Here is a 22171-nt window from a genome sequence, read left to right on the forward strand (position 1 = left end):
CCAAACGGTCTGTCAGTGTCTCTATCGCTCTCCAAACGCGACTAAAGTTCTCCTCTGTTGCCCGTTTAAAGGACTCAAGCACCTCCTCAGTTCTACGCTGTGCCTCAGCAAGCTTATCCACCGAATCTTTCAATGCCTCAAATTCAGCGCGCGTTGCAACTATCCCCTTAAGCTTATCATCCACAATGGAGACAACAAGCTCGTAAATTTCCTTGCTTATTTGCGGTTTCCTTGCCTTCATAAAATTAAAGTTAATTTAACTTCACTCTTTCAATTGAAATATCGCACGGCTCATCATTCACATCCCACGATTTAACATAATCGGCTTCCTTAAATTCATCGCTTAATTCTATTGCGAGCGTTTCGTTCTTGATATAATCTTTCAAAGCCATTACAGCCTTTCTCAACCTCTCTGATTCAGTCCTAAAGAAAATACGAATCCTATCTGTAACTTCAAAATTTGCCTCCTTCCTCATATTTTGCACCCTGTTAACAAATTCACGAGCAAACCCCTCATTTATTAAATCATCACTCAGTTCAGTATCAAGCGCAACCGTTATAACTCCATCAGATTCAACCACCCAACCTTTTATATCTTCATTGTAAATCTCAACATCGGACTTTAAAATCTCAACTCTTCCCCCATCAATCTCAACTTCAACTTTACCTTCTTCTTCAAGCTTTTTTATCTTTGACTTATCAAACTCTCTTATCGCCTGCGCAACTTTTTGAGCCATTTTGCCAAATTTCGGACCGATTGATTTAAAATTCGGCTTCGCCCTTTTCTCAACTACTTCAGAATCATCATCAACATACTCAATCATTTTTACATTGATCTCATCAAGTATGACTTCCTTCATCATTTCAATCTGTTTTTTTTCATCTTCATCAGAAACAGGTATTATAATCCTTCTTAACGGTTGGCGAACTTTCAAATTTGTTTTCGCCCTTAAGGACCTGACTATATAAACTATTCTTTGAGCAAGTTCCATTCTCCTTTCAAGGTCAAGGTCAATTTCGTCCTCATTTGGTTCAGGGATATATGCGAGATGAACAGATTCATACGGTTCTTTCTTTGTCACGCCATTAAGATTTCTATAGATTTCATCTGCAAGGAAGGGAGCAAAAGGAGCCATAAGCTTTGCAACAGCGATAAGACATTCATAAAGTGTCTGGAAAGCGGATATCTTATCCTTTTCAACACCGCTTTTCCAAAACCTACGTCTACTACGCCTGACATACCAATTTGAAAGCTGATCAATCGTGAAATCGGTTATCAAACGGACTGCTCTTGTCAAATCATAATCCTCCATTGCCTCAATGTAATTTTTCACAAGCGAATTCAAGACGGAAATTATCCATCTATCAATTTCAGGTCTCTCCTTTACTGGAATCCTTTCTTCGGAGAATGTGAAGTTATCTATGTTCGCATATAAAGTGAAGAACGAATAAGTGTTAATAAGTGTGCTAAAAAATTTCCTTTGTATCTCAACTATATCCTCCTCGTTGAAAAGCTTTGGCTTCCACGGCGGGCTAACCGACATAAGATACCACCTGATGGAATCAGCACCATATTTTTCAACAACATCAAAAGGATCAACAACATTGCCCCTTGACTTTGACATCTTTTGACCCTCTTTGTCAAGTATCAGTTCATTTACAACGACATGTTTAAAAGCAGGCGAATCAAACAGAAAACTTGAAATCGCATGAAGCGAATAAAACCAACCCCGTGTTTGATCAATTCCCTCCGCTATGAAATCAGCTGGAAAGTTTTCCTTGAAAAGCTCAACATTTTCAAAAGGATAATGAAACTGAGCAAAAGGCATCGCCCCAGAATCAAACCAAACATCTATAACCTCAGGGGTTCTTCGCATCTCCCCACCACACTTCTTACAATCAAAAACAATTTGATCCACAAATGGTTTGTGCAAATCCAACGGCTCTGGGACATTTTTACCCTCTTTTCTTATCTCTTCAATACTTCCAACAGCTCTCATATCACTACACCTCTCACATATCCAAATGTTAAGAGGTGTCCCCCAAAATCTATCTCTTGACAAAGCCCAGTCCTTGTTTTCCTCAAGCCAATTCCCAAATCTCCCAACCCCGACCTCTGGAGGATGCCATCTGATCTGTTTGTTAAGTTCAATCATTCTATCAACATAACGCGTCGTGCTTATATACCAGGACTCACGAGCATAATAAAGCAAAGGCGTTTTACAGCGCCAACAATGGGGATAACTATGGACGATGGTTTCTCTCTTATAAAGTAAACCTCTCGCTCTCAAATTTTGAATTATTTCTGGGTCAGCATCCTTAACAAACTTTCCCTTGAAATCAACTATCTCATCGGTAAACTCACCACTTTTATTAACTGGTTGAAGCGTTGGAAGTTCATATTCACGCCCAACTTGATAATCCTCCTCACCGAAAGCAGGCGCAATGTGAACTATGCCCGTGCCATCTTCAATGCTGACAAAATCTGCCGTCACCACATAAAACGCCTTTTTATCAACAGGAACATAATTAAACAACCTTTCATATTCCTTACCTTTTAAATCATTGCCTTTATATTCCTCAACGATTTCATATTCCCCATCAAGAACCATCAAGCGATCCTTCGCAAGAATCAAATTCTCACCTTTATGAAAAACCTTCACATAATTTACTTCGGGATGAACTGCAAGAGCGACATTTGAAATCAAAGTCCACGGCGTCGTCGTCCAAACAAGAAAGTAAGTATTTTCTTCCCCTTTAACTCTCATCTTAACATAAACCGATGGATCTTTAACATCTTCATAACCTTGGGCAACCTCGTGCGAAGAAAGAGGCGTTTCACATCTTGGACAATATGGTTGAATCTTATATCCCTTATAAATGTATCCACGATCAAAAAATTGTTTTAAAGCCCACCAAATTGATTCAATGTATTCGTTCGTGAAAGTTATATACGCATTTTCAAGGTCAATCCAATATCCGATTCTTTCTGTCATCTGCTCCCAATCGTCAAGATACTCAAAAACCGACTTTTTACATTCAGCATTGAATTTCTCAATTCCATACTCCACTATTTCATCCTTATGTTTTATTCCGAGTTTTTTCTCAATTTCAATTTCAACAGGAAGCCCGTGTGTATCCCAACCCGCCTTCCTATAAACCTTATACCCTCGCATCGTCTTATACCTACAGACGAGGTCCTTTATCGTTCTGCTCATGACATGATGAATCCCTGGGCGACCGTTCGCAGTCGGTGGTCCCTCATAAAAAGTGAAGTTCGGTTTCCCTTCTCTTGTGCTTATACTCTTCTCAAAAATTTTGTTTTCCTTCCAAAACTTCAAAATCTCCTTTTCAAGTTCTGAATACTTTATCTTATCTGTCAGCTCCTTGTACATTTCCTTAAAAAAATCCCGATTTTGTTTTTGTTTATTGTGTTAGTGCTTTCTAAAAATGAACGATAAAATCCAAAGTATCAAAGTTAAAATCAAACTTAAAAGAATGCTTGTCGTCAATGGAAAGTAAAAAGTGAAATTTCTCTTCTGAATCAAAATATCCCCTGGCAACCTGCCTATGAAAGGGACCTTACCGCCTATTTTATCAGCGAGCAAAAGTATTAAACCAAAAAAGAAAAGTAAAGCTCCAAACAAAATCAAAATTTTCCCAAGCGATTGAAACATCTCCGAATTTTAAACATTTATTTTTTCAACAAGAAGTTTCATCAATCTCGTCAATTTCGGCTCTGTTTCACTTGCGACCCTTATAACTTCTTCAATACTCAACGGCTGCAGTGCATCAGGGAAACATTCATCCGTTATGACAGAAATCCCAAACACCTTCATCCCCATATGATTCGCAACTATGTTCTCCGGAACTGTTGACATACCGACAGCATCAGCCCCGATCAACCTCAAAAATCTATATTCAGCCCTTGTTTCAAGACTTGGACCCGTCATTGCAACATAAACACCTTTTTGAACACGGATTTTCTCTTCAAGCGCTATCTGCTCAGCAAGTTCAATTAATTCCTTGCTGTATGGCTCGGACATATCCGGGAAACGAGGACCAAGCTCATCGTCATTTGGACCTATCAAAGGATTGTCACCGAGTAAATTGATGTGATCTGTGATTATCATAAGGTCACCTTTTCTAAAAAGAGGATTCAAACCACCAGCAGCATTTGAAATCAAAAGATATTTGACTCCAAGGAACTTCATAACCCTGACCGGGAAAGTAATCTGCTTCATCGTGTATCCCTCGTAGTAATGAAATCTTCCCTGCATAGCTACTACATCTTTGCCGGAAAGTTTGCCAAAAATTAACTTGCCGTGATGTGATTCCACAGTTGAAATTGGAAAATGGGGAATGTCACCATAATCAATTACAGTTTCTGCTTCAATTTCCTTGGCAAGACCTCCAAGCCCTGTGCCAAGGATGATCCCTATCTTCGGCTCAAGCTTCGTCCTTGTTCTTATAAAGTTCAATGCCTCCATTATCTGCTGTTTCAACTCGCTCATAGGAACTTTTCCTTTTTTTATTTATTGTTCAAGGTTTTTGATTATATCGTCAAGTTTTATCTTTTCCTCAATTTTTTCAGAGCTTTCCTCTTTTTGATGGAAAATTGAAAGATTTAATTTCTCAAGTTCAGAGGAAAGAAAATTTTTCAATTCCGTCAAAATTCTATCCCTTTCAAGTTTAAGCATACTAACTTCGTTTGAAATCTTTACAAGTTCAAGTTTTGCTTTTTCAATTATCTCCTTTGATTTAAGCTCGGCTTCTTTGAGCAAAAGCTCGGACTGTTTTTTTGCGTTCTCTATCGTTTTCGTCGCTGTCTCCTGGGCTTGAACTACCGCAAGGTGGAGGTTTTTCTCAATCTGTTTATAAGCTGATACCTCCGTCTCAAGTATAGCGACTTTTTCTTTTAACTCTTTATTCTCTTGAAGAAGATTCTCATATTCGCTGGCAAGCATCTCAAGATAAATTCTCACCTCGTCAATATCGTAACCTCTGAAGGACCTCTTAAATTGCTGTTTTTTGATCGCAAGTGGTGTAAATTTCATTTTTTTACTCCCATTATTTTCTTGGTCCGAAAATCGCCGTTCCAATCCTCACAATCGTTGCCCCTTCCTCAACTGCCACTTCATAATCGTTGCTCATACCCATTGAAAGATGCCTCATCTCAACATTTCTAAAGTTAAACTTTGAAATTTCATCCCTTAATTCACGCAAAGTCCTGAACATCGGTCTAACATCTTCAGGATTCGGAAGATATGCCGCAACCGTCATCAAACCCTTAACCCAAACATATTCGCAATTCTCCGAGATTTGTCTCACAAGGTTTAACGTCTCTTCCGGTTTAACACCATACTTCGTCCGCTCTCCTGATGTATTAACTTCAATTAAAACATCAACAACCCGATTAATCCTCCTGGCTCTCTTCTCTATCTCAAGCGCGAGTTTAAACGAATCAACTGAATGTATAAGGTGAACAAAGTCAACAATATACTTAACCTTGTTCGTCTGAAGATGACCAACAAAATGCCATCTTACATTATCAATTGATTTCCTCTTTTCAAGGAGCTCCTGGACTTTGTTCTCTCCAATATCATATATCCCAGCGTTCACAACCTCAATGATTCTTTCAACCGGAACTGTCTTCGTGACCGCAACAATTGTCACATCTTCAGGGTTTCTGCCCGTTTTGAGGCAAACCTCCCGAATTTTCTGTTTTATTTTCTGAACATTATCAAAAATCATCACCATTAACTTTGCCTTTGAGAATTAAATATAAATCAGGCGCTTGAAAAAATCAAATATCCCCAATGCGATGTGAATTTGCTTGAGTGAAAAAAATTTCTTATATTTGTGATGAAATTTCGGGCCCGTAGCTCAGTGGTAGAGCATCTGCCTTTTAAGCAGGAGGTCGGAGGTTCGATCCCTCCCGGGCTCACTTTTAATCGTAATCAACAGGGGTTAAAACTTCGTCATTTTCAGTCATATCCTTTTTAAACATCTCACGGATTTTCTTGTAAATCGGACCTGGCTTTCCGTCACCGATAGTAACTCCATCATATTTCACAATTGGAGCAACTACAAGCGTTGTGCTGAAAAACATCATTTCAGCGCTATTGTACGCCTCGCTTATCGGTATGTTCGCCGATACAACATCCTTCAAAATTCCCTCATCCTTCAAAATTTTCGCAAAATAAATCGCCCTTTTAAGCATCGTTCCGTGAAGAACTTTCTCAAGCGGTGGATACTTAAAAAATCCATCCTTAGTAACAACTGCGACATTCTTATTTGACCCCTCCGTTATATTCCCCTCTGAATCAATAGCAATAGCTGTATCAGCCCCAACATTATGTGCGAAAAACTCCATCATAGCATTTGAAAGATAATTACAACTTTTAACCTGTGGTGTAAATGGTTGCCTCAATGGGAAAGGGCTTGTCACAACATTTAAACCCTCTTCATAATATCTCGCAGGATAACTAGGAGAGGAAGTAATAATTAAATAAAAATGTCCAATTGGCGACTCATCCGGATAAACACTGAAGCCACCTGTCCCGCGCGAAATCCAGAACCTTGCCATACAATCACGCTTCCCAGTTACAGCTATCGTCTCAAGAATTATCTGACGCATGCTTTCCTTATCAAGTGGAATTTTTATCCCGATCGCAGTTGCAGAACGAATGATTCTATCAAGATGCTCATCAAGAAGATAAACTTTGCCATTAACAACAAGCGAATTATCAAAAACGCCATCACCACGATGGACCATATGATCGTCAAAAGGTATCGTCATTAAATTTGGATTGGTTACAATCGCATCCCAAACGGTTGAATACATTGCGAAGTATTTTTCTTTCAAAGGTGTCTCACGCCTAACCCAGTTAAAATAATCTTCTTCAGACCAAACTTTTAACTTTCTTTGTCTCATATCTGCACTTTAAATTTTTGTTGTTTTATTTCGTTTAAAACCTCATCAAACTTCTCTATGAAAAAATCAACTTCGCTTTCACTTATTATCAGTGGTGGTAATAACCTCACAACATTATTTCTTGTGCAATTCGCTATCACCCCTTTATTTAAAAGTTCTCTCACAATTTCAGAACACTCAATTGATAGTTCAACTCCGATCATCAAACCAACCCCACGGACTTCTTTTATAATTGGATGTCTTAACTTCATCCCTTCAAGTTTTTCTTTCAAATAATTCCCAACGGAATTTATTTTTTCAACGATTTTACTCAATTCTTTGATGACTTCACATCCAGCTGAGCAAGCGACTGGATTCCCTCCGAATGTTGAACCATGTGTTCCAATGGAAAAGACATCAGCGACTCTTTCATTTCCGAGGACAGCTCCAAGGGGTAAGCCCCCACCGAGTGGTTTTGCTACTGCAACGACATCTGGTTTCACACCGTAATGTTCAAAAGCAAAAAATTTTCCCGTTCTCCACAAACCACTTTGAATTTCATCAGCCACAACAAGAAAACCGAACTTTTCCCTTAACTCAAAAATTTTCTCAACAAATTTTTTGTCCGCTGGAATTATTCCACCCTCACCCTGAATAAATTCAAGGAAGACACCAGCAACGCTATGGTTTATATTTTCCTCAAGTTGATCAATGTCGTTATATCTTAACACAGAAATTCCAGGTAAGAACGGCTCATATCCATTACGATATTTATCCCTGTCCATTAAAGAAAGCGCCCCGATTGTTCTACCGTGAAAAGAATTTGAAAAACCAACGATGATATTCTTCCCGAACCTTTTACCCCATTTTCTTGTCAATTTAATTGCTGTCTCAATCGCCTCCGCACCGCTGTTTGTGAAAAAAACCTTCTTATAGCCAGAAAACTGAATCAACAATTTCGCAAGGTTAACCTGTGATTCGTGAAAGAAAAGGTTTGAAAGATGGATATACCTATTAACTTGCTCAATTATCGCGCTCTTTATCTTCTCATTTCCGTATCCAAGTGCGTTTACTCCAATGCCGGACAACATGTCAAGATATTTCCTTCCTTCATAATCATAAAGGAAAACACCATCGCCATATTTTATATGAACCCCGAGTCGCCTATATGTTTGAAAAAAGAGCTCTTTCTCAAGTTCAAAAACCGTCATCAATTCCCTCCGCTTGACTTTGAAATTTTCTCAAAAAGCGAATAGAAAAAACTTACCTTTTTCCGCAGCTCATCAATATCACCGTCATTTATTATGACCATGTCAGCAAGCTCCCTTTTAATTTTTGAATCCAACTGTGCTCTCATCCTTTTCAAAACTTCTTCCCTTGAACATTTGTCACGCTCTATGATCCTTTTAATTTTAATCTCGTCGTCGGCGTCAACCACCAACACATAATCAAGTTCTTTATCAAAACCTGACTCAAAAATAAGCGCAGCTTCAACAATGACAAAGCTATATTTCCCCTCACCAGCGATTTTTTTTAAATCTGAAAGGATTCTCTTTATAACAGCTGGATGAACAATTGATTCAAGGAGTTTTCTCTTCTCATCGGATGAAAAGATGATGTCAGCGATGAACTTCCTGTTAAGTTTTCCCCCGATGTATGATTCCACTCCAAAAATTTTTTTTATTTTCTTCTTCAATGACTCATCGTTTTCCATGAGCTCCTTTGCCAGTTCATCAGCGTAGATCACCTTTGCCCCGAACTCTTCAAAGATTTTACAAACCGTTGTCTTTCCAGCCCCGATGCCACCGGTTATTCCAACGGTTAAAATTCCATGCTTGAAAGCCAAATTTGAAGTTCTTTTTTCTAAAAATTAAAAAATTTTTACCGCAAATAAAAAAGGCGTCCCGTTAATGTGGGACGCCTTTAAATTACTTAGCATAGGCAACAGAGCGAACTTCCCTTATAACCGTGACTTTGATCTGCCCCGGGTATTCCATTTCCTCCTGAATTTTCGCTGCTATATCCCTTGAAAGCTGTTCAGCGAGATTATCGTCAACTTTATCGGGTTCAACTATCACTCTAACTTCACGACCAGCTTGAATTGCGTATGTCTTTGCTACACCTTCAAATGACTTTGCAATTTCTTCAAGCTTTTGCAATCTCCTTACATAACCCTCAACCGATTCCCTCCTTGCCCCGGGTCTTGCACCACTTATGGCATCAGCTGCTTGAACGATTGCAGCAATTGGAGTCTCCATAGGAATATCCTCGTGATGTGAGCCAACTGCATTTACAACTATGGGATGCTCACCGTATCTGCTCAAAATTTCATACCCAATTAAAGCATGAGGACCCTCCTGCCTATCAACTACTTTACCTATGTCATGGAAAAGCCCTGCCCTTTTTGCAAGATGTGGATCAAGCCCAAGCTCAGAAGCCATAATCGCAGCAAGATAAGCTACCTCTATGCTGTGCTGTAAAACATTTTGACCATAACTTGAACGATACTTCATCTTTCCAACAAGACGGACTATTTCACGGTGCACATTGTGAATCCCGAGTTCAAGCAAAGTGTTTTCCCCGACCTTGTAAATCTCCTCTTCAAGCTCTTGTTTGACCTTTTCAACAACTTCTTCAATTCTTGCCGGGTGAATCCTCCCATCGGCAAGTAATCTCTCAAGCGCAATTTTAGCAACCTCACGTCTAAATGGGTCAAATCCAGAGATTATGACCGCCTCAGGGGTATCATCAACGATTATATCGCACCCGGTTAATTGCTCAAACGCCCGTATATTTCTTCCCTCTCTTCCAATTATCCTCCCTTTAAGTTCATCGTTTGGAATGTGAAGCACAGTGACAGTAGTTTCAACCGAATGGTCAGCAGCTGTCCTTTGAATTGCTTGAACGATTATTTTTTGAGCTTCTTTTTTTGCTTCCTCCTTCGCTTGCTCACGGACCTCGCGGATCATTTTCGCAGCTTCTGCTTTCGCCTCCGCCACCATGCTATCAATCAAAATTTTCTTCGCCTCGTCTCTCGTCAAACCAGATATCTTCTCAAGCTGAACCTTTTGTTCCTCTATCAGCTTGTCAATTTCTTTTTGCCTTACCTCAATTAATTTTCTTTGCTCCTCAATTTGTTGTTGAACTTTGTTAAGTTCACGCTCCCTCTTGTTTAATTCATCAGCTCTTTCATTTAGCTTTTCCTCTTTCGCAAGAAGTTGTTTTTCATACGATTGAAGCTTTTGCTTTATTTGATTTACCTCAATCTCAAATTCCTGTTTCCTTCTAAACCATTCATCCCTTACTTCAAGTAATTTTTCCTTTTTGATGTTGTTCGCCTCGCGCTCCGCATCTTCAATTATCTTTTGTGCTCTTGCTTCAGCACTTCCGATTTTCTTTTCCTCAACTTTTGAATGAAAGAACCATCCGATGAAAAAAGATATCAAAACAGCCAACGCGACAACTATGTATACAGCCATATTTCTACCTCCTCAAGTTTCTTTTAAAAATTATCAACAAAAACAAAAACCGCGCTTGTCAGCCCAGCGAGCTCATCCCAACGATGACGCCTGCCTGGGTACTTCTTACTTCCACTGTCCGCATCTTTAAGCTCTGGCTAAACCAGAGCAGCGGACTCCCCAAACTTTGGGGAGCGTGGCCTGTAATCCGCACCCAAGAGCCAGGCAATCAAAATAACGCTGGCTTTCCCCTGAGCTCCTACTGAGCTGACAGCGCGGTTATAAACTTAATATCTTATCAACCCGATTTGACAAATCCATCAACAAATTCTCTATCTCGCCTTCAACATTGTCATGTTTCATCCTTTCACGAAACAACTCCTCGGCTATGTTAAGCGCTGCCAAAACAGCTATCGTCAAAGCATTGCGCCCCGGAAACTTGCTCTCCAACTCTCGCATCACACCATCAACATATTCCGCAACTTTATATCCAAGCTCTTCATCTTCAACTTTTAAGGTGTATTCAGTATTTAAAATTTTCACTTTAATTGTCTTTGTCTCCGATAAATTCAATTCCATTTCCAAAGTTTATTTTCCAGGGGAAAACCAGCGTATTATCTTTTCAAAGATAACGATTGATCCTCTCAAGCAAAAAAACAATTCTCTTCTTTAAGTCCTCCTTCTCCTCCGCAGAAAACAAAACAAGCCCATCACTTCTCAACTTTTCATTCTCACGCCTCAACTTCTCAACTTCACCCTCAAACACTGACAACCTCGCACGCAAACTTTCATTCTCTTCCTTCAACTTTCGGACATATTCATAAACCTTATCAAACTTCCCTTGCAATTCCTCAATCAACGAAGCCAAATTCAACTTATTTTTATCATCTACGATCTCCAAATCTTAAAAACCTCTAAGTTTTCCTCCTGTTCTTCCTTCAACATAAGATACAATTTCCCTCATCAAAGCATTTACTTCCTCATCCGTCAGGGTCTTTTGACCCGAAACAATCTCAAGTGAAAAAGCAACGCTTTTCTTCCCTTCTCCTATCTTTTCTCCTCTATAAATGTCAAAAAGATAAATTGATTTCAAAAGACCGCCTGCCTTTTCCTTTATCGCCTTCTCTAACTCACCCACAGGCACCGACTCATCAACGACAAAAGCAAGGTCTCTATACACACTTGGATACCTGGGCAACTCAACATAATGTCTTGACTCTATCCGTGAACCTTTAGACATCAAATTCAAATCAATTTCAGCAATGAATATATCCGCTTGAACATCAAACCTTTTCAAAAGAACATCTCCAACTTTAAACAACTTCCCGGCATATTTTCCATCTATTTCAACACCTATCTCAAGCTCAGCCAAAGCGCTTCTATTATTAGAATAATAAATAAATCTGTAATTTTCAAGAAAAACCGACTTGAAGAGACGCTCAATTTCCCCCTTCAAATCGTAAATGTCAAAGTTCCTTTCCTTTAAATCGTAACTCAGTGGTTCCGCCCTTCCCGTCATTAAAATTAAAAGATGTTCCTTCTCAACATAATTGCCAACCAAACTTGACACATCATCGCCTGCAAGACCAACACCGAAGACCCTCCCTATCTCAAAAAACTTCAAATCCCTTATACCATAACCAAAGTTATGCCTTACGACATCAAGGGCGCTTGGAATTAAGCTCGGTCTAAGCGCCGACATCTCCCTGCTTAAAGGATTCAAAACCTTGACAAAATTATCGCTAAACAATGAAGCCACTTCCTCATCAAGCATGCTGTTTGTAACAACTTCTTTAAACCCGGCTCCGATCAACCTCTCCCGAACAACTTCATTAAAATCAACTTTTGCTTTTTCAGTTGAAAAATGAACCACAGAACTCATTTTATCCGGGATTTTATCGTATCCATAGACACGGGCAACCTCTTCAACTAAATCAATTTCCCTTTCAATGTCAGGTCTAAATGTCGGCACTCTAACTTTAACAGAATCATCATCAACATTTAAAACCTCAATCTCAAGCCCTTCAAGTATTTCAACAACCTTATCTCTTGGAATTTCCATTCCGATGATTGAGTTGAGCCGTGAAAATCTCAATTTTACGATGCGTGGTTCAATTTTAACTGGATAAACATCAATCACTCCTTTCAAAACTTCGCCTCCAGCAATCTCAGCCATAAGTTGCGCTGCTCTATCAACAGCCCAAATAACAGCATTTGGGTCCGCACCTCTTTCAAATCTATACGATGCATCGGTAGAAAGACCCAGAAACTTTGATGTCCTTCGTATGCTGATGGGGTTAAAATAAGCGCTTTCAATTAAAACATTCCTCGTTTCATCGGTTATCTCGGAATTCAAACCACCCATGACCCCAGCTATTGCCACTGGTTTTTCAGCATCACATATCATCAGTGTATCCGAACGCAGTGTTCTCGCCTTGCCATCAAGCGTAATAAAAACTTCACCGTCATTTGCACATTTAACGACGATTTTATGCCCAGTGAGTTTATCATAGTCAAAAGCGTGAAGAGGATGCCCCACTTCATAAAGGACGAAATTTGTTATGTCTACGATGTTATTTATAGGTCTTAATCCAACCAAGCGGAGATAATTTTGAAGCCATTGTGGGGATGGTTCCACTTTTACATTTAAAACAACCCTTGCGGAATACCTCGGACAATTTATATAATCAACAATTTCAACAGACGCAAAATCAGTGACTTTTCTCTCCGACTCAATTAGTTTAACCTCTGGTTTCTTCAACTTCAATCCGAACACTACCGCAAGTTCCCGAGCTATCCCTATATGACTTAAACAATCCGGGCGATTTGGGGTTATGCTTATATCATAAACCACATCATCAAGTCCGAAATATTCAGCCAATGGTTGTCCAACCTTTGCACTTTCATCAAGAACCATTATTCCCTCTTTATCTTCACCAAGCCCAAGCTCATATTCAGAACATATCATTCCATACGATTCAACACCGCGAATTTTAGCTCTTGTCAATACGAATGGTTTCCCCTCCGGATCGTGTTGATTTCTTGGGATGATAGCTCCGACGAGCGCAACGGGTACTTTCTGACCAACCGCAACATTAGGTGCACCGCATATAATTTGAAGCACATCCTTTCCAACATTAACTTTACAGACCGTTAACTTATCGGCGTTAGGATGTTTATTCACTTCTAAGACTTCCCCGACATAAAAATTTTTATACTTCTCACCAAGATATTCAACACTTTCAACCTCAAGCCCGAGCATCGTTAGCTTTTCCTTTACTTCCTCAGGTTCTGCTTCAAGGTCAATGTAATTTTTTAGCCAGTTATGTGATATTTTCACCGCTTGTGGAAGATTTTATTTTAGAATTGATCAAGGAATCTGAAATCGTTCTCATAAAACAACCTTATATCATCTATCCCATATTTTAACATTGCGATTCTTTCAACACCCATACCAAAAGCGTAACCAGTATATTTTTCCGCATCGTATCCAACAAACTTGAAAACATTTGGGTCAACCATTCCACACCCAAGTATTTCAAGCCAGCCACCATATTTACAAACCCTGCAACCTTTACCTCCACATATGAAACAGCTGACATCTACCTCAGCGCTTGGTTCAGTGAATGGGAAAAAACTGGGTCTAAATCTCAACTTAACATCACTGCCAAACATTTGTTTAGCAAACGCAAGCAAAGTCCCTTTTAACTCCGCAAAAGAAACCCCCTCATCAACATACAAACCTTCAACCTGATGAAACAAACAATAACTCCTCGCACTTATCGCTTCATTTCTGTAAACTCTTCCAGGGGCAATGATCCTAACTGGCGGTTTCTTTGACTCCATCACTCTTATCTGAACGGGGGAAGTGTGCGTTCGTAAAATTATTTTATCCTCAATGAAAAAAGTATCTTGCATATCCCTTGCTGGATGCTCGGGAGGTATGTTTAACGCTTCAAAGTTATGATAATCATCTTCTATCTCAGGCCCAGAAGCGACTTCAAAACCCATCCCAATGAAAATTTTCTTTATCTCCTCAAGCGTTTGTGTAAGAGGATGTTTCCTTCCCGTGTATTTCAACCTTCCAGGTATTGTAAGATCAACAAAACTTTCAACCTTGGCTTTCTTTCCCTTAATTTCAAGTTTCTTCTCGTTGTATTTCCCCTGAGCTAGCTCCTTCAACTCATTGAGCAATTTACCAAGAGCTGGTTTCTCTTCCTTTGGAACTTCTCTTAACTTATCAAAAAGTGACTGAATTATGCCCCTGCGACCAAGATATTTAACCCTTAATTCTTCAAGTTGCTTCTCATCTTCAACACTTGAAATCTCGGAGAGAAATTTGGACTTTACTTCTTCAATTTGATTTTTCATCTCTGAGTTAAATTTTCATTTTTAAATAAAAACTCCCATCACCCTCACAAAATCAAAGTTATAGACGGGGTGATGGGAGTTAAACTTTAACTAAAAGCGAACTTTACAACTTCAGAGAAAGCATCCGGATTATTCACCGCAAGATCAGCTAACATCTTGCGGTTGATCTCAACCTGCTTTTTCTTCAATGCTGAAATTAATTTTGAATATGTAGTTCCGTTCAACCTTGCTGCAGCGTTTATCCTCGTTATCCAGAGTCGTCTAAATTCTCGCTTTTTCGTCCTCCTATCACGATACGAGTATTGAAGTGCCTTCGCAACATGGTCTTTGGCTTGTCTGAGGGTGTTGCCTCGCATCCCCCAGAACCCTTTTGCCCTCTCAAGGATTTTCTTCCTTCTCCTCCTTGATGCTGGCTTATTCGTCGCTCTCATTTCAACCACAAATTTTAGTTTTAAAATTCATCAAGCAAGGATCAATCGCTTAATCCTTTTCTCTTCATATGGATGCACAAGCGTCGGCTTGCGAAGTTGACGCTTACGCTTCCTTGACTTGCCAGTTGCAAGATGACTTCTACCGGCTTTCTGCCTCTTGATTTTGCCAGTGCCTGTAACTTTGAAACGCTTCATCGCCGCGCGATTACTTTTCATCTTTGGCATCAGTGATTTCTCCTCCCAGCTGTTTGTTTTTTTCTTCCTGTTCCCTCAATATTTGTATTTTCTTTCTGTCAGGTGAAATAAGAACACTCATCACACTCCCCTCAAGCCGTATATCCTGCTCAACTCTACCAATATCCGACAACATCTCAATAAACCTTCTCAAAATCCTCTCACCAAATTCAGTATGTAAAATTTCTCTGCCTTTAAATAACACAGACGCTTTAACTTTGTGCCCCTCAAGCAAGAACTCCCTTGCATGTCTAACTTTAAAATTAAAATCATGCTCACCTGTATTCGGATGAAACCTTAATTCTTTTACAACCGCTGATGCTTGTTGCTTCTTGTGAAGTTTCTCTTCCTTCTGTCTCTCATACTTATATTTACCGTAATCCATTAATCTACAAACAGGTGGATTAGCATGCGGCGCGACTTCAACTAGGTCATAACCTCTTTCCTCAGCTAATTTTAACGCATCACGCGTGTTCATTATTCCGAGCTGTTGCCCATTTTCGTCTATCACCCTAACCCTCGGGACTTTAATCTGGTCATTAACCCGTAATTCTTTCCCTATGGCTGATCCCCTTTTTGTTTTTAAATTTAGCGTTTCACCTTCCTCCTTATCTCTTGCCTTGTCCTTTCGCCATCTGCTACAATTAGATCAGCAATATACTTAATCATCTCCTCGTGCGATTTTCTGAATTCATCCATTTTCTCGTGATGCTCTCTTCTAAACTCATCAAGCCGTTCACGAGATTCCTTAAGATTTTCACTCAAAACATATATCGTCTTTTGATGTTCCCGCCTGAGCTCATCAAGCCGTTCAACCATAATCTTTACATTCTCTTGATGCTCCCGTCTAAACTCATTTATCAACTCACTTATATTTTTTGCCTCTGCTTTAAGTGTCCTGTTATTTATAATAGCAAAAGTCAAAAATACACCGAGTATCGTCGCCATAACACCACCCAATGTCAAAATCTCATAAAAATTCACGCCTAATCAACCGTTTTAGTTTCAATTTCAAATTTAATCCTTGAAATAAAACTTTCCAAATCAAAAACCCCAAGGTCACCTTTACCATGTCGTCTAACTGAAACATTGCGATTTGTCTTTTCCCTTTCGCCTATAACAAGCATATATGGAATTTTCTTCGTTTCAGCTTCCCGAATTTTATAAGTTATCTTTTCATTCCTCAGGTCAATTTCCGCTCTTACTTTCATCTCTTTCAACTTTTGATAAATCTCAACCGCGTAATCATTCTGAGCATCCGTTATGGGAAGAACAGCCACTTGAACTGGGGCAAGCCAAACTGGGAAATTCCCGGCGAAATGTTCCGTCAAAATCCCAACGAACCTCTCAAACGACCCGAATATCGCTCTATGAATCGCAACCGGGCGTTTCGGTTGACCATCTGCGTCAATGTAAGTTAAATCAAATCTTTCTGGCAACATAACAAAATCAAGTTGAATCGTCGCAACCTGCCAGTCCCTTCCCAAGGCATCTTTAATCTGGACATCAATCTTTGGACCGTAAAAAGCACCTTCTTTTTCTTTTAACCCATACTTTATGCCATTTTGTTCAAGCGCCATCTTTAATGCTTGTTCTGCTTGCTCCCACAAAGCTGGGTCTCCCATAGCATTGTCTGGCTTCGTTGAAAGATAATAAGCTGGCTCAAACTTAAAAATCCCGTAAACATAGTTTATAAAATCAATAAGCTCGTTTATCTCATTTAAAATTTGATCAGGTCTACAATAAATATGGGCGTCGTCCATGGTTATTTGCCTGACGCGAAACATGCCTCCCAATGCCCCAGAAATCTCATTCCTGTGAAGACGACCAATTTCAGCAAGACGAAGAGGCAAGTCCCTATAACTTCTCGTCCTCATCTTATAAACATATGTGCTCTCGGGACAATTCATCGGCTTGAGTGAGTATACCTCGTTTTCAACTTCAAGGACGAACATATTCTCTTTGTAATGCTCCCAATGACCGGAGCGTTCCCAAAGGTCTTTCTTAACAAGTATCGGCGTTGAGATCTCCTCATATCCCCTTTTGTCAAGTTCTTCCCTTATAAACTTTTCAAGCTCACGGAAGATAATCATTCCCTTTGGCAACCAAAACGGAGCCCCTGGGGCTATATCGTGGAAAACAAAAAGCTCAAGTTCTTTCCCAAGCCGACGATGGTCTCTTTTTCTTGCTTCCTCAAGGCGACGAAGATGCTCCTCAAGAAGTTCTTTTTTAGGATAAGCAACACCATAAACCCTTTGCAACATCTTGTTTTTCGGATCACCGCGCCAATATGCGCCAGCAACATTTAATAACTTAACATACTTTATCTTGCCCGTTGAAGGCAAATGCGGACCACGACATAAATCCGTGAAAGTACCCTCACTGTAAAAAGTTATAGTATCACCGTCCTCTATCTGCTCTATTATCTCAATTTTGTAAGGGTCGCCCTTCCTTTTGAAAAATTCAAGCGCTTCCTCCTTCGTCACAACTTTCCTAACATACGGTTCGTCCCTTTGTGCCAACTCCGTCATCTTCTCTTCAATTTTTTGCAAATCCTCCGGCGTAAGCGGTCTATCAACATCAACATCGTAATAAAAACCATCTTCAATTGGCGGACCAACACCAAATTTCGCTCCAGGGAAAAGCTCCTCTATTGCGTGAGCCATAAGATGAGCGGAACTATGCCAGAAAACCTCCCTTCCTTCTGGATCCTCAAATGTCAAAATTTTTAACTCACAATCATTTTCAAGCGGACGCGTTAAATCAACCACAACCCCATCTACTTTAGCAGCTACCGCTTCTTTGAACAAACGCTTGCTTAACATCTCAGCTATCTGCAACGGCGTCGTCCCTTTAGCAACTTCTAAAATACTACCATCAGGCAGTTTTACCTTTATCCTTTCCTCCATAAAAAAATTAAAATTTGAGTTTTCACTTCAAGGGAAAGTCCGAGTTAAAAATAATAATTTCCCCGAGAAAATCAAAACAAAACCTTAACCTGCAACTTCTACCAGAACAACAGTTATCAACCTTAACTTTTCATCCACACGATAAAACAAAAATAAATCATCAATCAAAATTTTATAAATCTCCCCTTCAAGCTTTTCGCACCCATTCGGATACGGTTCGTCTCTCAAAAGATTAACACGCTCAATAAAACCAGCCATTTTAGCAACATCACCCTTAAAACATGACAACAAATCAACCAATAACTCTTCTTTGAATCTTACATCATATTTTCTCTTGTCAACTTTCATCCCTCTGAGCACCATCCTTTCCATCTTCTTAAATTCACTATACGGCAGTATCGTTATATACTTTTTGCTTCCCTTCATAAGATGCAATACCTTTTTCTCGTCCCAATTCTTCAATCCTTTGCTCCAAAAAGTTTTTTCTTAAAATATTCAAGCGTCTTTTTTAATCCTTCCCTCCTTGGCACCTTCGGCTCCCAACCCAGTATCTCCCGCGCCTTCGTTATATCTGGTCTTCTAACCTTGGGATCGTCTGGCGGAAGCGGTTTAAAAATAATTTTGCTATTGCTACCAGCAATTTCCCTTATCTCATAAGCAAGTTCCAAAATTGTTATCTCATCAGGATTTCCAAGATTTATCGGATAAACATAATTTGACATCAAAAGTTTAAAAATCCCCTCAACCAAATCATCAATGTAACAAATACTTCTCGTTTGCTTTCCATCACCAAAAACAGTCATATCTTCACCCTTAAGTGCTTGCGTCATAAATGCTGGTATAACCCTACCATCATCAATTCTCATCCTGGGTCCATATGTGTTAAAAATCCTTGCTATCCTCGTGTCAAGTCCGTGATACCTGTGGTAAGCCATCGTCATAGCTTCAGCAAACCTTTTTGCCTCGTCATAAACACCACGAATTCCTATCGGATTTACATTACCGTAATATTCCTCGCTTTGCGGATGAACGAGTGGATCCCCATAAACTTCACTCGTTGACGCAAGCAAAAATCTCGCGCCTTTTGCCTTTGCAAGCCCAAGCGCCTTGTGCGTCCCCAGAGCACCAACCTTTAATGTCTGTATCGGATACTTGATATAATCCATCGGGCTTGCTGGCGAAGCGAAGTGAAGAATAAAATCAACATCTCCTGGAACATATAAAAATTCCGTAACATCATACTTGATAAACTTAAACTTCGGATTACCAAAAAGATGAGCTATATTGTCAAGATTTCCAGTGATTAAATTATCAAGACAAATCACCTCATCTCCTTCAGCTATAAAGCGATCGCAAAGATGCGACCCTATGAAACCAGCTCCTCCAGTTATAACTACTTTCGCCAATTCTTATATCTCTTTTTTATTTTTCTAAAGATGGAGAAAAAATCATAACAGCGACAGGTCTTTTAGAAACTCTTTAAGCGTTGGCAACTTTGCGTCTTTTTCTGAGAGGATGGGATTATCAATTGGCCACTCAATCCCTATATCAGGATCGTTCCAAATTATCCCTCTGTCATGTTCAGGAGAGTAAAAATTATCAACCTTATATTCAACCTCAGCGATTTCAGAAAGCACAACAAAACCATGAGCAAATCCCTTCGGAATATATAAAATCCTTTTATTTTCCTCAGATAAAATAACGCCAAACCATTTTTTGAAAGTTTTTGACCCAGGTCTTATATCAACAGCCACATCAAAAATTTCTCCCTTTATACATCTGACAAGCTTTGATTGAGCAAATGGTTCTACTTGAAAGTGAAGCCCCCTCAAAACACCTTTAATCGATTTTGAATGATTATCTTGAACAAATTTTTCGGTTATGCCAAATCTCTCAAACTCCCTGTAACTGTATGTCTCCATAAAAAATCCTCTTTTATCCTCAAACACAATTGGCTCAATCACAACAAGTTCAGGTATCTGGCTTACCCTTGTAAATTTGAACGGCAAGATAAAGTAAAACTTTACTTTTCACTTTCTCCCGATGCCGTAATAAACGAAACCAAGCCCTTTCAACTTTTCCGGCTTGTAGATGTTTCTCCCATCAAAAACGACCGGCGTTCGCATGAGGCTTTTCATATAATTGAAGTCCGGCTCGCGAAATTCCTGCCATTCCGTAACTAAAACAAGCGCATCGGCACCTTTAATTGCCTCGTATTGATTTTTCGCAAATTTAATTTTTTTATCAAAAATTTTCTTTGCGTTTGGCATCGCAACCGGGTCATACGCGACAACACTTGCACCAAGTTTCAACAGCTCGTTTATTATCGTAATTGAAGGAGCTTCGCGCATATCGTCCGTCTTTGGCTTAAAAGACAAACCCCAAATTGCAATTTTTTTATCCTTTAACTTCCCGTTGAAATGTTTCTTTATTTTCTCAACAATTAACCTTTTCTGTTTCTCATTGACCTCATAAACTGCCTTAACTATTTTCAAATCAACCCCATTTTTCCCACCCATCTTTATAAGTGCCTTTAAATCCTTCGGAAAACAACTTCCGCCCCAACCAACACCAGGAAAAAGAAACTTCGGACCTATTCTGACATCATAACCAATTGCGATTCTCACCTTTTCAACATCAGCACCAAGTTTTTCACAAAGATTTGCTATCTCATTCATAAAGGAAACTCTCATCGCAAGAAATGCATTTGCGGTATATTTGACCATTTCAGCACTTCTTGTGTCCATGACAAGTATTGGGGCGCCAGTCCTAACAAACGGCTCGTAAAGTTCTCGCATTATTTTCTCGCTCTCACCATTGTTAACCCCTATCACGACCCTATCTGGAAACATAAAATCTTGAACTGCATTTCCCTCTTTTAAAAATTCCGGGTTTGATGCTACATCAATAAACGCAGTTTCAGGAATTTTCCCAATCGTTGAAAAAATAATCTCTCTTATCCTGTCAGCTGTTCCAACTGGAACTGTTGATTTGCTTACTATCAACTTGCGAACATGTGGATTTAACTTGATTTCTCTTTTTAAAATTTTAGCTATGTTCCTAACGACATTGAAAACTATTGATAAATCAGCATCTCCATCCCTGCCCGGTGGGGTTGGAAGACAAAGGAAAATTAACTCCGACTTCCGAACCGCTTCTTCAAGATCCGTAGTAAACGAAAGACGAGCAGCTGATAAATTTTTCTTGACAATTTCATCAAGCCCGGGCTCATAAATCGGCAAAATCCCCATTTTCAATTTTGAAATTTTCGCACTGTCAACATCCATACAAATCACATCATTACCTGAATCAGCAAAGCAAGCACCCGTTACTAGTCCCACATAACCTGTGCCTATAACAGAAATTTTCATTTGATTCCGTCTTTGGTTTTAAAATTCATAGGAGAAATAAATTTTTATCCCCTTTTCCTCAGCATATCTTCTAACAAGCGGAGATGTTTGATAAGTGACAAGAATCTTGACCTGCTCCTTTGGTATATATTTCTTTATCGCATTAACCTTCTTTATGAAATCATCAATATCACTTTTCTTCAACTGCGACCTCGCCTCACCTATAACGACATATTCTTCTCCGTTTATCCTCCCTGTCCCCCAGATATTAACTTCAATATATTTCCCAGGGGCAATTTCAATATAATCCCTTTTCAATCTGCCGATTATCTCAATCCCAATATCCCTCTTCAAAAGTTCTGGTAGTGCCTTTATTGCTTCATCCTCCAAGCGATATCCAACTGTATGAGCAAGCCCACCAACTTCCTTTTTTAGCGATTCAAGTCCTTTGGTAAGTTTTTCTATCTCTTTTTCCGTCCTGCGCTGCGCCTCCGCAAGCTGG

Annotated in this window: 24 protein-coding genes and 1 tRNA gene; 1 reads left to right on the top strand and 24 read right to left on the bottom strand. The window is 39.5% G+C overall.

Annotation, left to right across the window (positions count from 1 at the left end; translation table 11 throughout):
* The 6 genes from FKZ43_RS11515 to FKZ43_RS10415 form a co-directional block, all read right to left on the bottom strand.
* Positions 1-241, bottom strand: a 241-nt coding sequence (locus FKZ43_RS11515) for a hypothetical protein (protein WP_181180345.1), incomplete at its 3' end; no start/stop codon positions are given.
* A 10-nt stretch (positions 242-251) separates the two neighbouring features.
* The gene (gene ileS, locus FKZ43_RS10395; protein WP_140945828.1) at positions 252-3395 is read right to left on the bottom strand and encodes an isoleucine--tRNA ligase; all 3144 of its coding nucleotides are present in this window, start codon (positions 3393-3395) and stop codon (positions 252-254) included.
* A 39-nt stretch (positions 3396-3434) separates the two neighbouring features.
* Positions 3435-3677, bottom strand: a complete 243-nt coding sequence (locus FKZ43_RS10400) for a DUF2905 domain-containing protein (protein ID WP_140945829.1) — start codon at positions 3675-3677, stop codon at positions 3435-3437.
* A 9-nt stretch (positions 3678-3686) separates the two neighbouring features.
* On the bottom strand, positions 3687-4514 hold the full coding sequence (locus FKZ43_RS10405) for a purine-nucleoside phosphorylase (protein WP_140945830.1): 828 nt from the start codon (positions 4512-4514) through the stop codon (positions 3687-3689).
* Between the two features lie 21 nt (positions 4515-4535).
* Positions 4536-5057: a DivIVA domain-containing protein gene (locus FKZ43_RS10410; RefSeq protein WP_140945831.1), complete on the bottom strand. Its 522-nt coding sequence runs from the start codon at positions 5055-5057 to the stop codon at positions 4536-4538.
* A gap of 13 nt (positions 5058-5070) precedes the next feature.
* Complete coding sequence (locus tag FKZ43_RS10415) at positions 5071-5754, bottom strand: YggS family pyridoxal phosphate-dependent enzyme (RefSeq protein ID WP_140945849.1); 684 nt, start codon at positions 5752-5754, stop codon at positions 5071-5073.
* 121 nt (positions 5755-5875) lie between these two features.
* Here FKZ43_RS10415 and FKZ43_RS10420 point away from each other — a divergent pair.
* A tRNA-Lys gene (locus FKZ43_RS10420) sits at positions 5876-5947 on the top strand.
* A gap of 3 nt (positions 5948-5950) precedes the next feature.
* Here the strand turns inward: FKZ43_RS10420 and FKZ43_RS10425 are convergent.
* From FKZ43_RS10425 to FKZ43_RS11520, 18 genes are all read right to left on the bottom strand, one after another.
* Positions 5951-6937 (bottom strand): aminotransferase class IV, encoded by a 987-nt coding sequence (locus tag FKZ43_RS10425; protein WP_140945832.1) that lies wholly within the window; start codon positions 6935-6937, stop codon positions 5951-5953.
* Entirely contained in the window at positions 6934-8127 is a 1194-nt protein-coding gene (locus FKZ43_RS10430; RefSeq protein WP_140945833.1) for an aspartate aminotransferase family protein, read from the bottom strand. The genes FKZ43_RS10425 and FKZ43_RS10430 overlap by 4 nt, the downstream gene beginning before the upstream one ends.
* A complete protein-coding gene (gene coaE / locus FKZ43_RS10435) occupies positions 8127-8762 on the bottom strand; it encodes a dephospho-CoA kinase (protein ID WP_140945834.1) in 636 nt (211 codons plus the stop codon). Before coaE ends, FKZ43_RS10430 begins: the two co-directional genes overlap by 1 nt.
* Positions 8763-8844: 82 nt before the next feature.
* Positions 8845-10395 (bottom strand): ribonuclease Y, encoded by a 1551-nt coding sequence (gene rny, locus FKZ43_RS10440; RefSeq protein ID WP_140945835.1) that lies wholly within the window; start codon positions 10393-10395, stop codon positions 8845-8847.
* 258 nt (positions 10396-10653) lie between these two features.
* Complete coding sequence (locus tag FKZ43_RS10445) at positions 10654-10953, bottom strand: cell division protein ZapA (protein WP_140945836.1); 300 nt, start codon at positions 10951-10953, stop codon at positions 10654-10656.
* A 43-nt stretch (positions 10954-10996) separates the two neighbouring features.
* Positions 10997-11275: a cell division protein ZapB gene (zapB, locus tag FKZ43_RS10450; RefSeq protein WP_140945837.1), complete on the bottom strand. Its 279-nt coding sequence runs from the start codon at positions 11273-11275 to the stop codon at positions 10997-10999.
* A 3-nt stretch (positions 11276-11278) separates the two neighbouring features.
* Complete coding sequence (gene pheT / locus FKZ43_RS10455) at positions 11279-13714, bottom strand: phenylalanine--tRNA ligase subunit beta (RefSeq protein ID WP_140945838.1); 2436 nt, start codon at positions 13712-13714, stop codon at positions 11279-11281.
* A 20-nt stretch (positions 13715-13734) separates the two neighbouring features.
* The gene (gene pheS / locus FKZ43_RS10460; protein WP_140945839.1) at positions 13735-14745 is read right to left on the bottom strand and encodes a phenylalanine--tRNA ligase subunit alpha; all 1011 of its coding nucleotides are present in this window, start codon (positions 14743-14745) and stop codon (positions 13735-13737) included.
* An 86-nt stretch (positions 14746-14831) separates the two neighbouring features.
* The gene (rplT, locus tag FKZ43_RS10465) at positions 14832-15176 is read right to left on the bottom strand and encodes a 50S ribosomal protein L20 (protein ID WP_140945840.1); all 345 of its coding nucleotides are present in this window, start codon (positions 15174-15176) and stop codon (positions 14832-14834) included.
* Between the two features lie 30 nt (positions 15177-15206).
* A complete protein-coding gene (rpmI, locus tag FKZ43_RS10470) occupies positions 15207-15401 on the bottom strand; it encodes a 50S ribosomal protein L35 (protein WP_140945841.1) in 195 nt (64 codons plus the stop codon).
* The gene (gene infC, locus FKZ43_RS10475) at positions 15382-15972 is read right to left on the bottom strand and encodes a translation initiation factor IF-3 (protein ID WP_140945842.1); all 591 of its coding nucleotides are present in this window, start codon (positions 15970-15972) and stop codon (positions 15382-15384) included. Before infC ends, rpmI begins: the two co-directional genes overlap by 20 nt.
* 26 nt (positions 15973-15998) lie before the next feature.
* Positions 15999-16394 carry a hypothetical protein gene (locus FKZ43_RS10480; protein WP_140945843.1) on the bottom strand — a complete coding sequence of 132 codons (396 nt, stop codon included), beginning with the start codon at positions 16392-16394 and terminating at the stop codon, positions 15999-16001.
* A gap of 2 nt (positions 16395-16396) precedes the next feature.
* Entirely contained in the window at positions 16397-18319 is a 1923-nt protein-coding gene (thrS, locus tag FKZ43_RS10485) for a threonine--tRNA ligase (RefSeq protein ID WP_140945844.1), read from the bottom strand.
* An 84-nt stretch (positions 18320-18403) separates the two neighbouring features.
* The gene (locus tag FKZ43_RS10490) at positions 18404-18745 is read right to left on the bottom strand and encodes a hypothetical protein (RefSeq protein WP_181180346.1); all 342 of its coding nucleotides are present in this window, start codon (positions 18743-18745) and stop codon (positions 18404-18406) included.
* A gap of 32 nt (positions 18746-18777) precedes the next feature.
* Positions 18778-19725 carry a UDP-glucuronic acid decarboxylase family protein gene (locus tag FKZ43_RS10495; RefSeq protein ID WP_140945846.1) on the bottom strand — a complete coding sequence of 316 codons (948 nt, stop codon included), beginning with the start codon at positions 19723-19725 and terminating at the stop codon, positions 18778-18780.
* Positions 19726-19767: 42 nt separating this feature from the next.
* Positions 19768-20328 carry a dTDP-4-dehydrorhamnose 3,5-epimerase gene (gene rfbC, locus FKZ43_RS10500; protein WP_140945847.1) on the bottom strand — a complete coding sequence of 187 codons (561 nt, stop codon included), beginning with the start codon at positions 20326-20328 and terminating at the stop codon, positions 19768-19770.
* A gap of 21 nt (positions 20329-20349) precedes the next feature.
* Positions 20350-21690 carry a UDP-glucose dehydrogenase family protein gene (locus tag FKZ43_RS10505; protein WP_140945848.1) on the bottom strand — a complete coding sequence of 447 codons (1341 nt, stop codon included), beginning with the start codon at positions 21688-21690 and terminating at the stop codon, positions 20350-20352.
* 18 nt (positions 21691-21708) lie between these two features.
* Positions 21709-22171 (bottom strand): DUF8196 domain-containing protein (locus FKZ43_RS11520; protein WP_512698798.1); only part of this gene is annotated, 463 nt, incomplete at its 5' end.

This window comes from Candidatus Thermokryptus mobilis (assembly GCF_900070205.1).
In the GTDB taxonomy this organism is placed as follows: Bacteria; Bacteroidota; Ignavibacteria; order Kryptoniales; family Kryptoniaceae; genus Kryptonium; species Kryptonium mobile.

Bases quoted from the DNA above. Each gene is read 5' to 3' on its own strand.
- pheS (WP_140945839.1), bottom strand. From the start codon at position 14,745: ATGAAAAATCAAATTGAAGAAGTAAAGTCCAAATTTCTCTCCGAGATT.
- FKZ43_RS10405 (WP_140945830.1), bottom strand. From the start codon at position 4,514: ATGAGCGAGTTGAAACAGCAGATAATGGAGGCATTGAACTTTATAAGA.
- FKZ43_RS10425 (WP_140945832.1), bottom strand. From the start codon at position 6,937: ATGAGACAAAGAAAGTTAAAAGTTTGGTCTGAAGAAGATTATTTTAAC.
- FKZ43_RS10415 (WP_140945849.1), bottom strand. From the start codon at position 5,754: ATGATTTTTGATAATGTTCAGAAAATAAAACAGAAAATTCGGGAGGTT.
- FKZ43_RS10505 (WP_140945848.1), bottom strand. From the start codon at position 21,690: ATGAAAATTTCTGTTATAGGCACAGGTTATGTGGGACTAGTAACGGGT.
- rpmI (WP_140945841.1), bottom strand. From the start codon at position 15,401: ATGCCAAAGATGAAAAGTAATCGCGCGGCGATGAAGCGTTTCAAAGTT.
- FKZ43_RS10430 (WP_140945833.1), bottom strand. From the start codon at position 8,127: ATGACGGTTTTTGAACTTGAGAAAGAGCTCTTTTTTCAAACATATAGG.
- FKZ43_RS10410 (WP_140945831.1), bottom strand. From the start codon at position 5,057: ATGAAATTTACACCACTTGCGATCAAAAAACAGCAATTTAAGAGGTCC.
- FKZ43_RS10445 (WP_140945836.1), bottom strand. From the start codon at position 10,953: ATGGAATTGAATTTATCGGAGACAAAGACAATTAAAGTGAAAATTTTA.
- rplT (WP_140945840.1), bottom strand. From the start codon at position 15,176: ATGAGAGCGACGAATAAGCCAGCATCAAGGAGGAGAAGGAAGAAAATC.
- thrS (WP_140945844.1), bottom strand. From the start codon at position 18,319: ATGGAGGAAAGGATAAAGGTAAAACTGCCTGATGGTAGTATTTTAGAA.
- FKZ43_RS10400 (WP_140945829.1), bottom strand. From the start codon at position 3,677: ATGTTTCAATCGCTTGGGAAAATTTTGATTTTGTTTGGAGCTTTACTT.
- FKZ43_RS10490 (WP_181180346.1), bottom strand. From the start codon at position 18,745: ATGAAGGGAAGCAAAAAGTATATAACGATACTGCCGTATAGTGAATTT.
- ileS (WP_140945828.1), bottom strand. From the start codon at position 3,395: ATGTACAAGGAGCTGACAGATAAGATAAAGTATTCAGAACTTGAAAAG.
- rny (WP_140945835.1), bottom strand. From the start codon at position 10,395: ATGGCTGTATACATAGTTGTCGCGTTGGCTGTTTTGATATCTTTTTTC.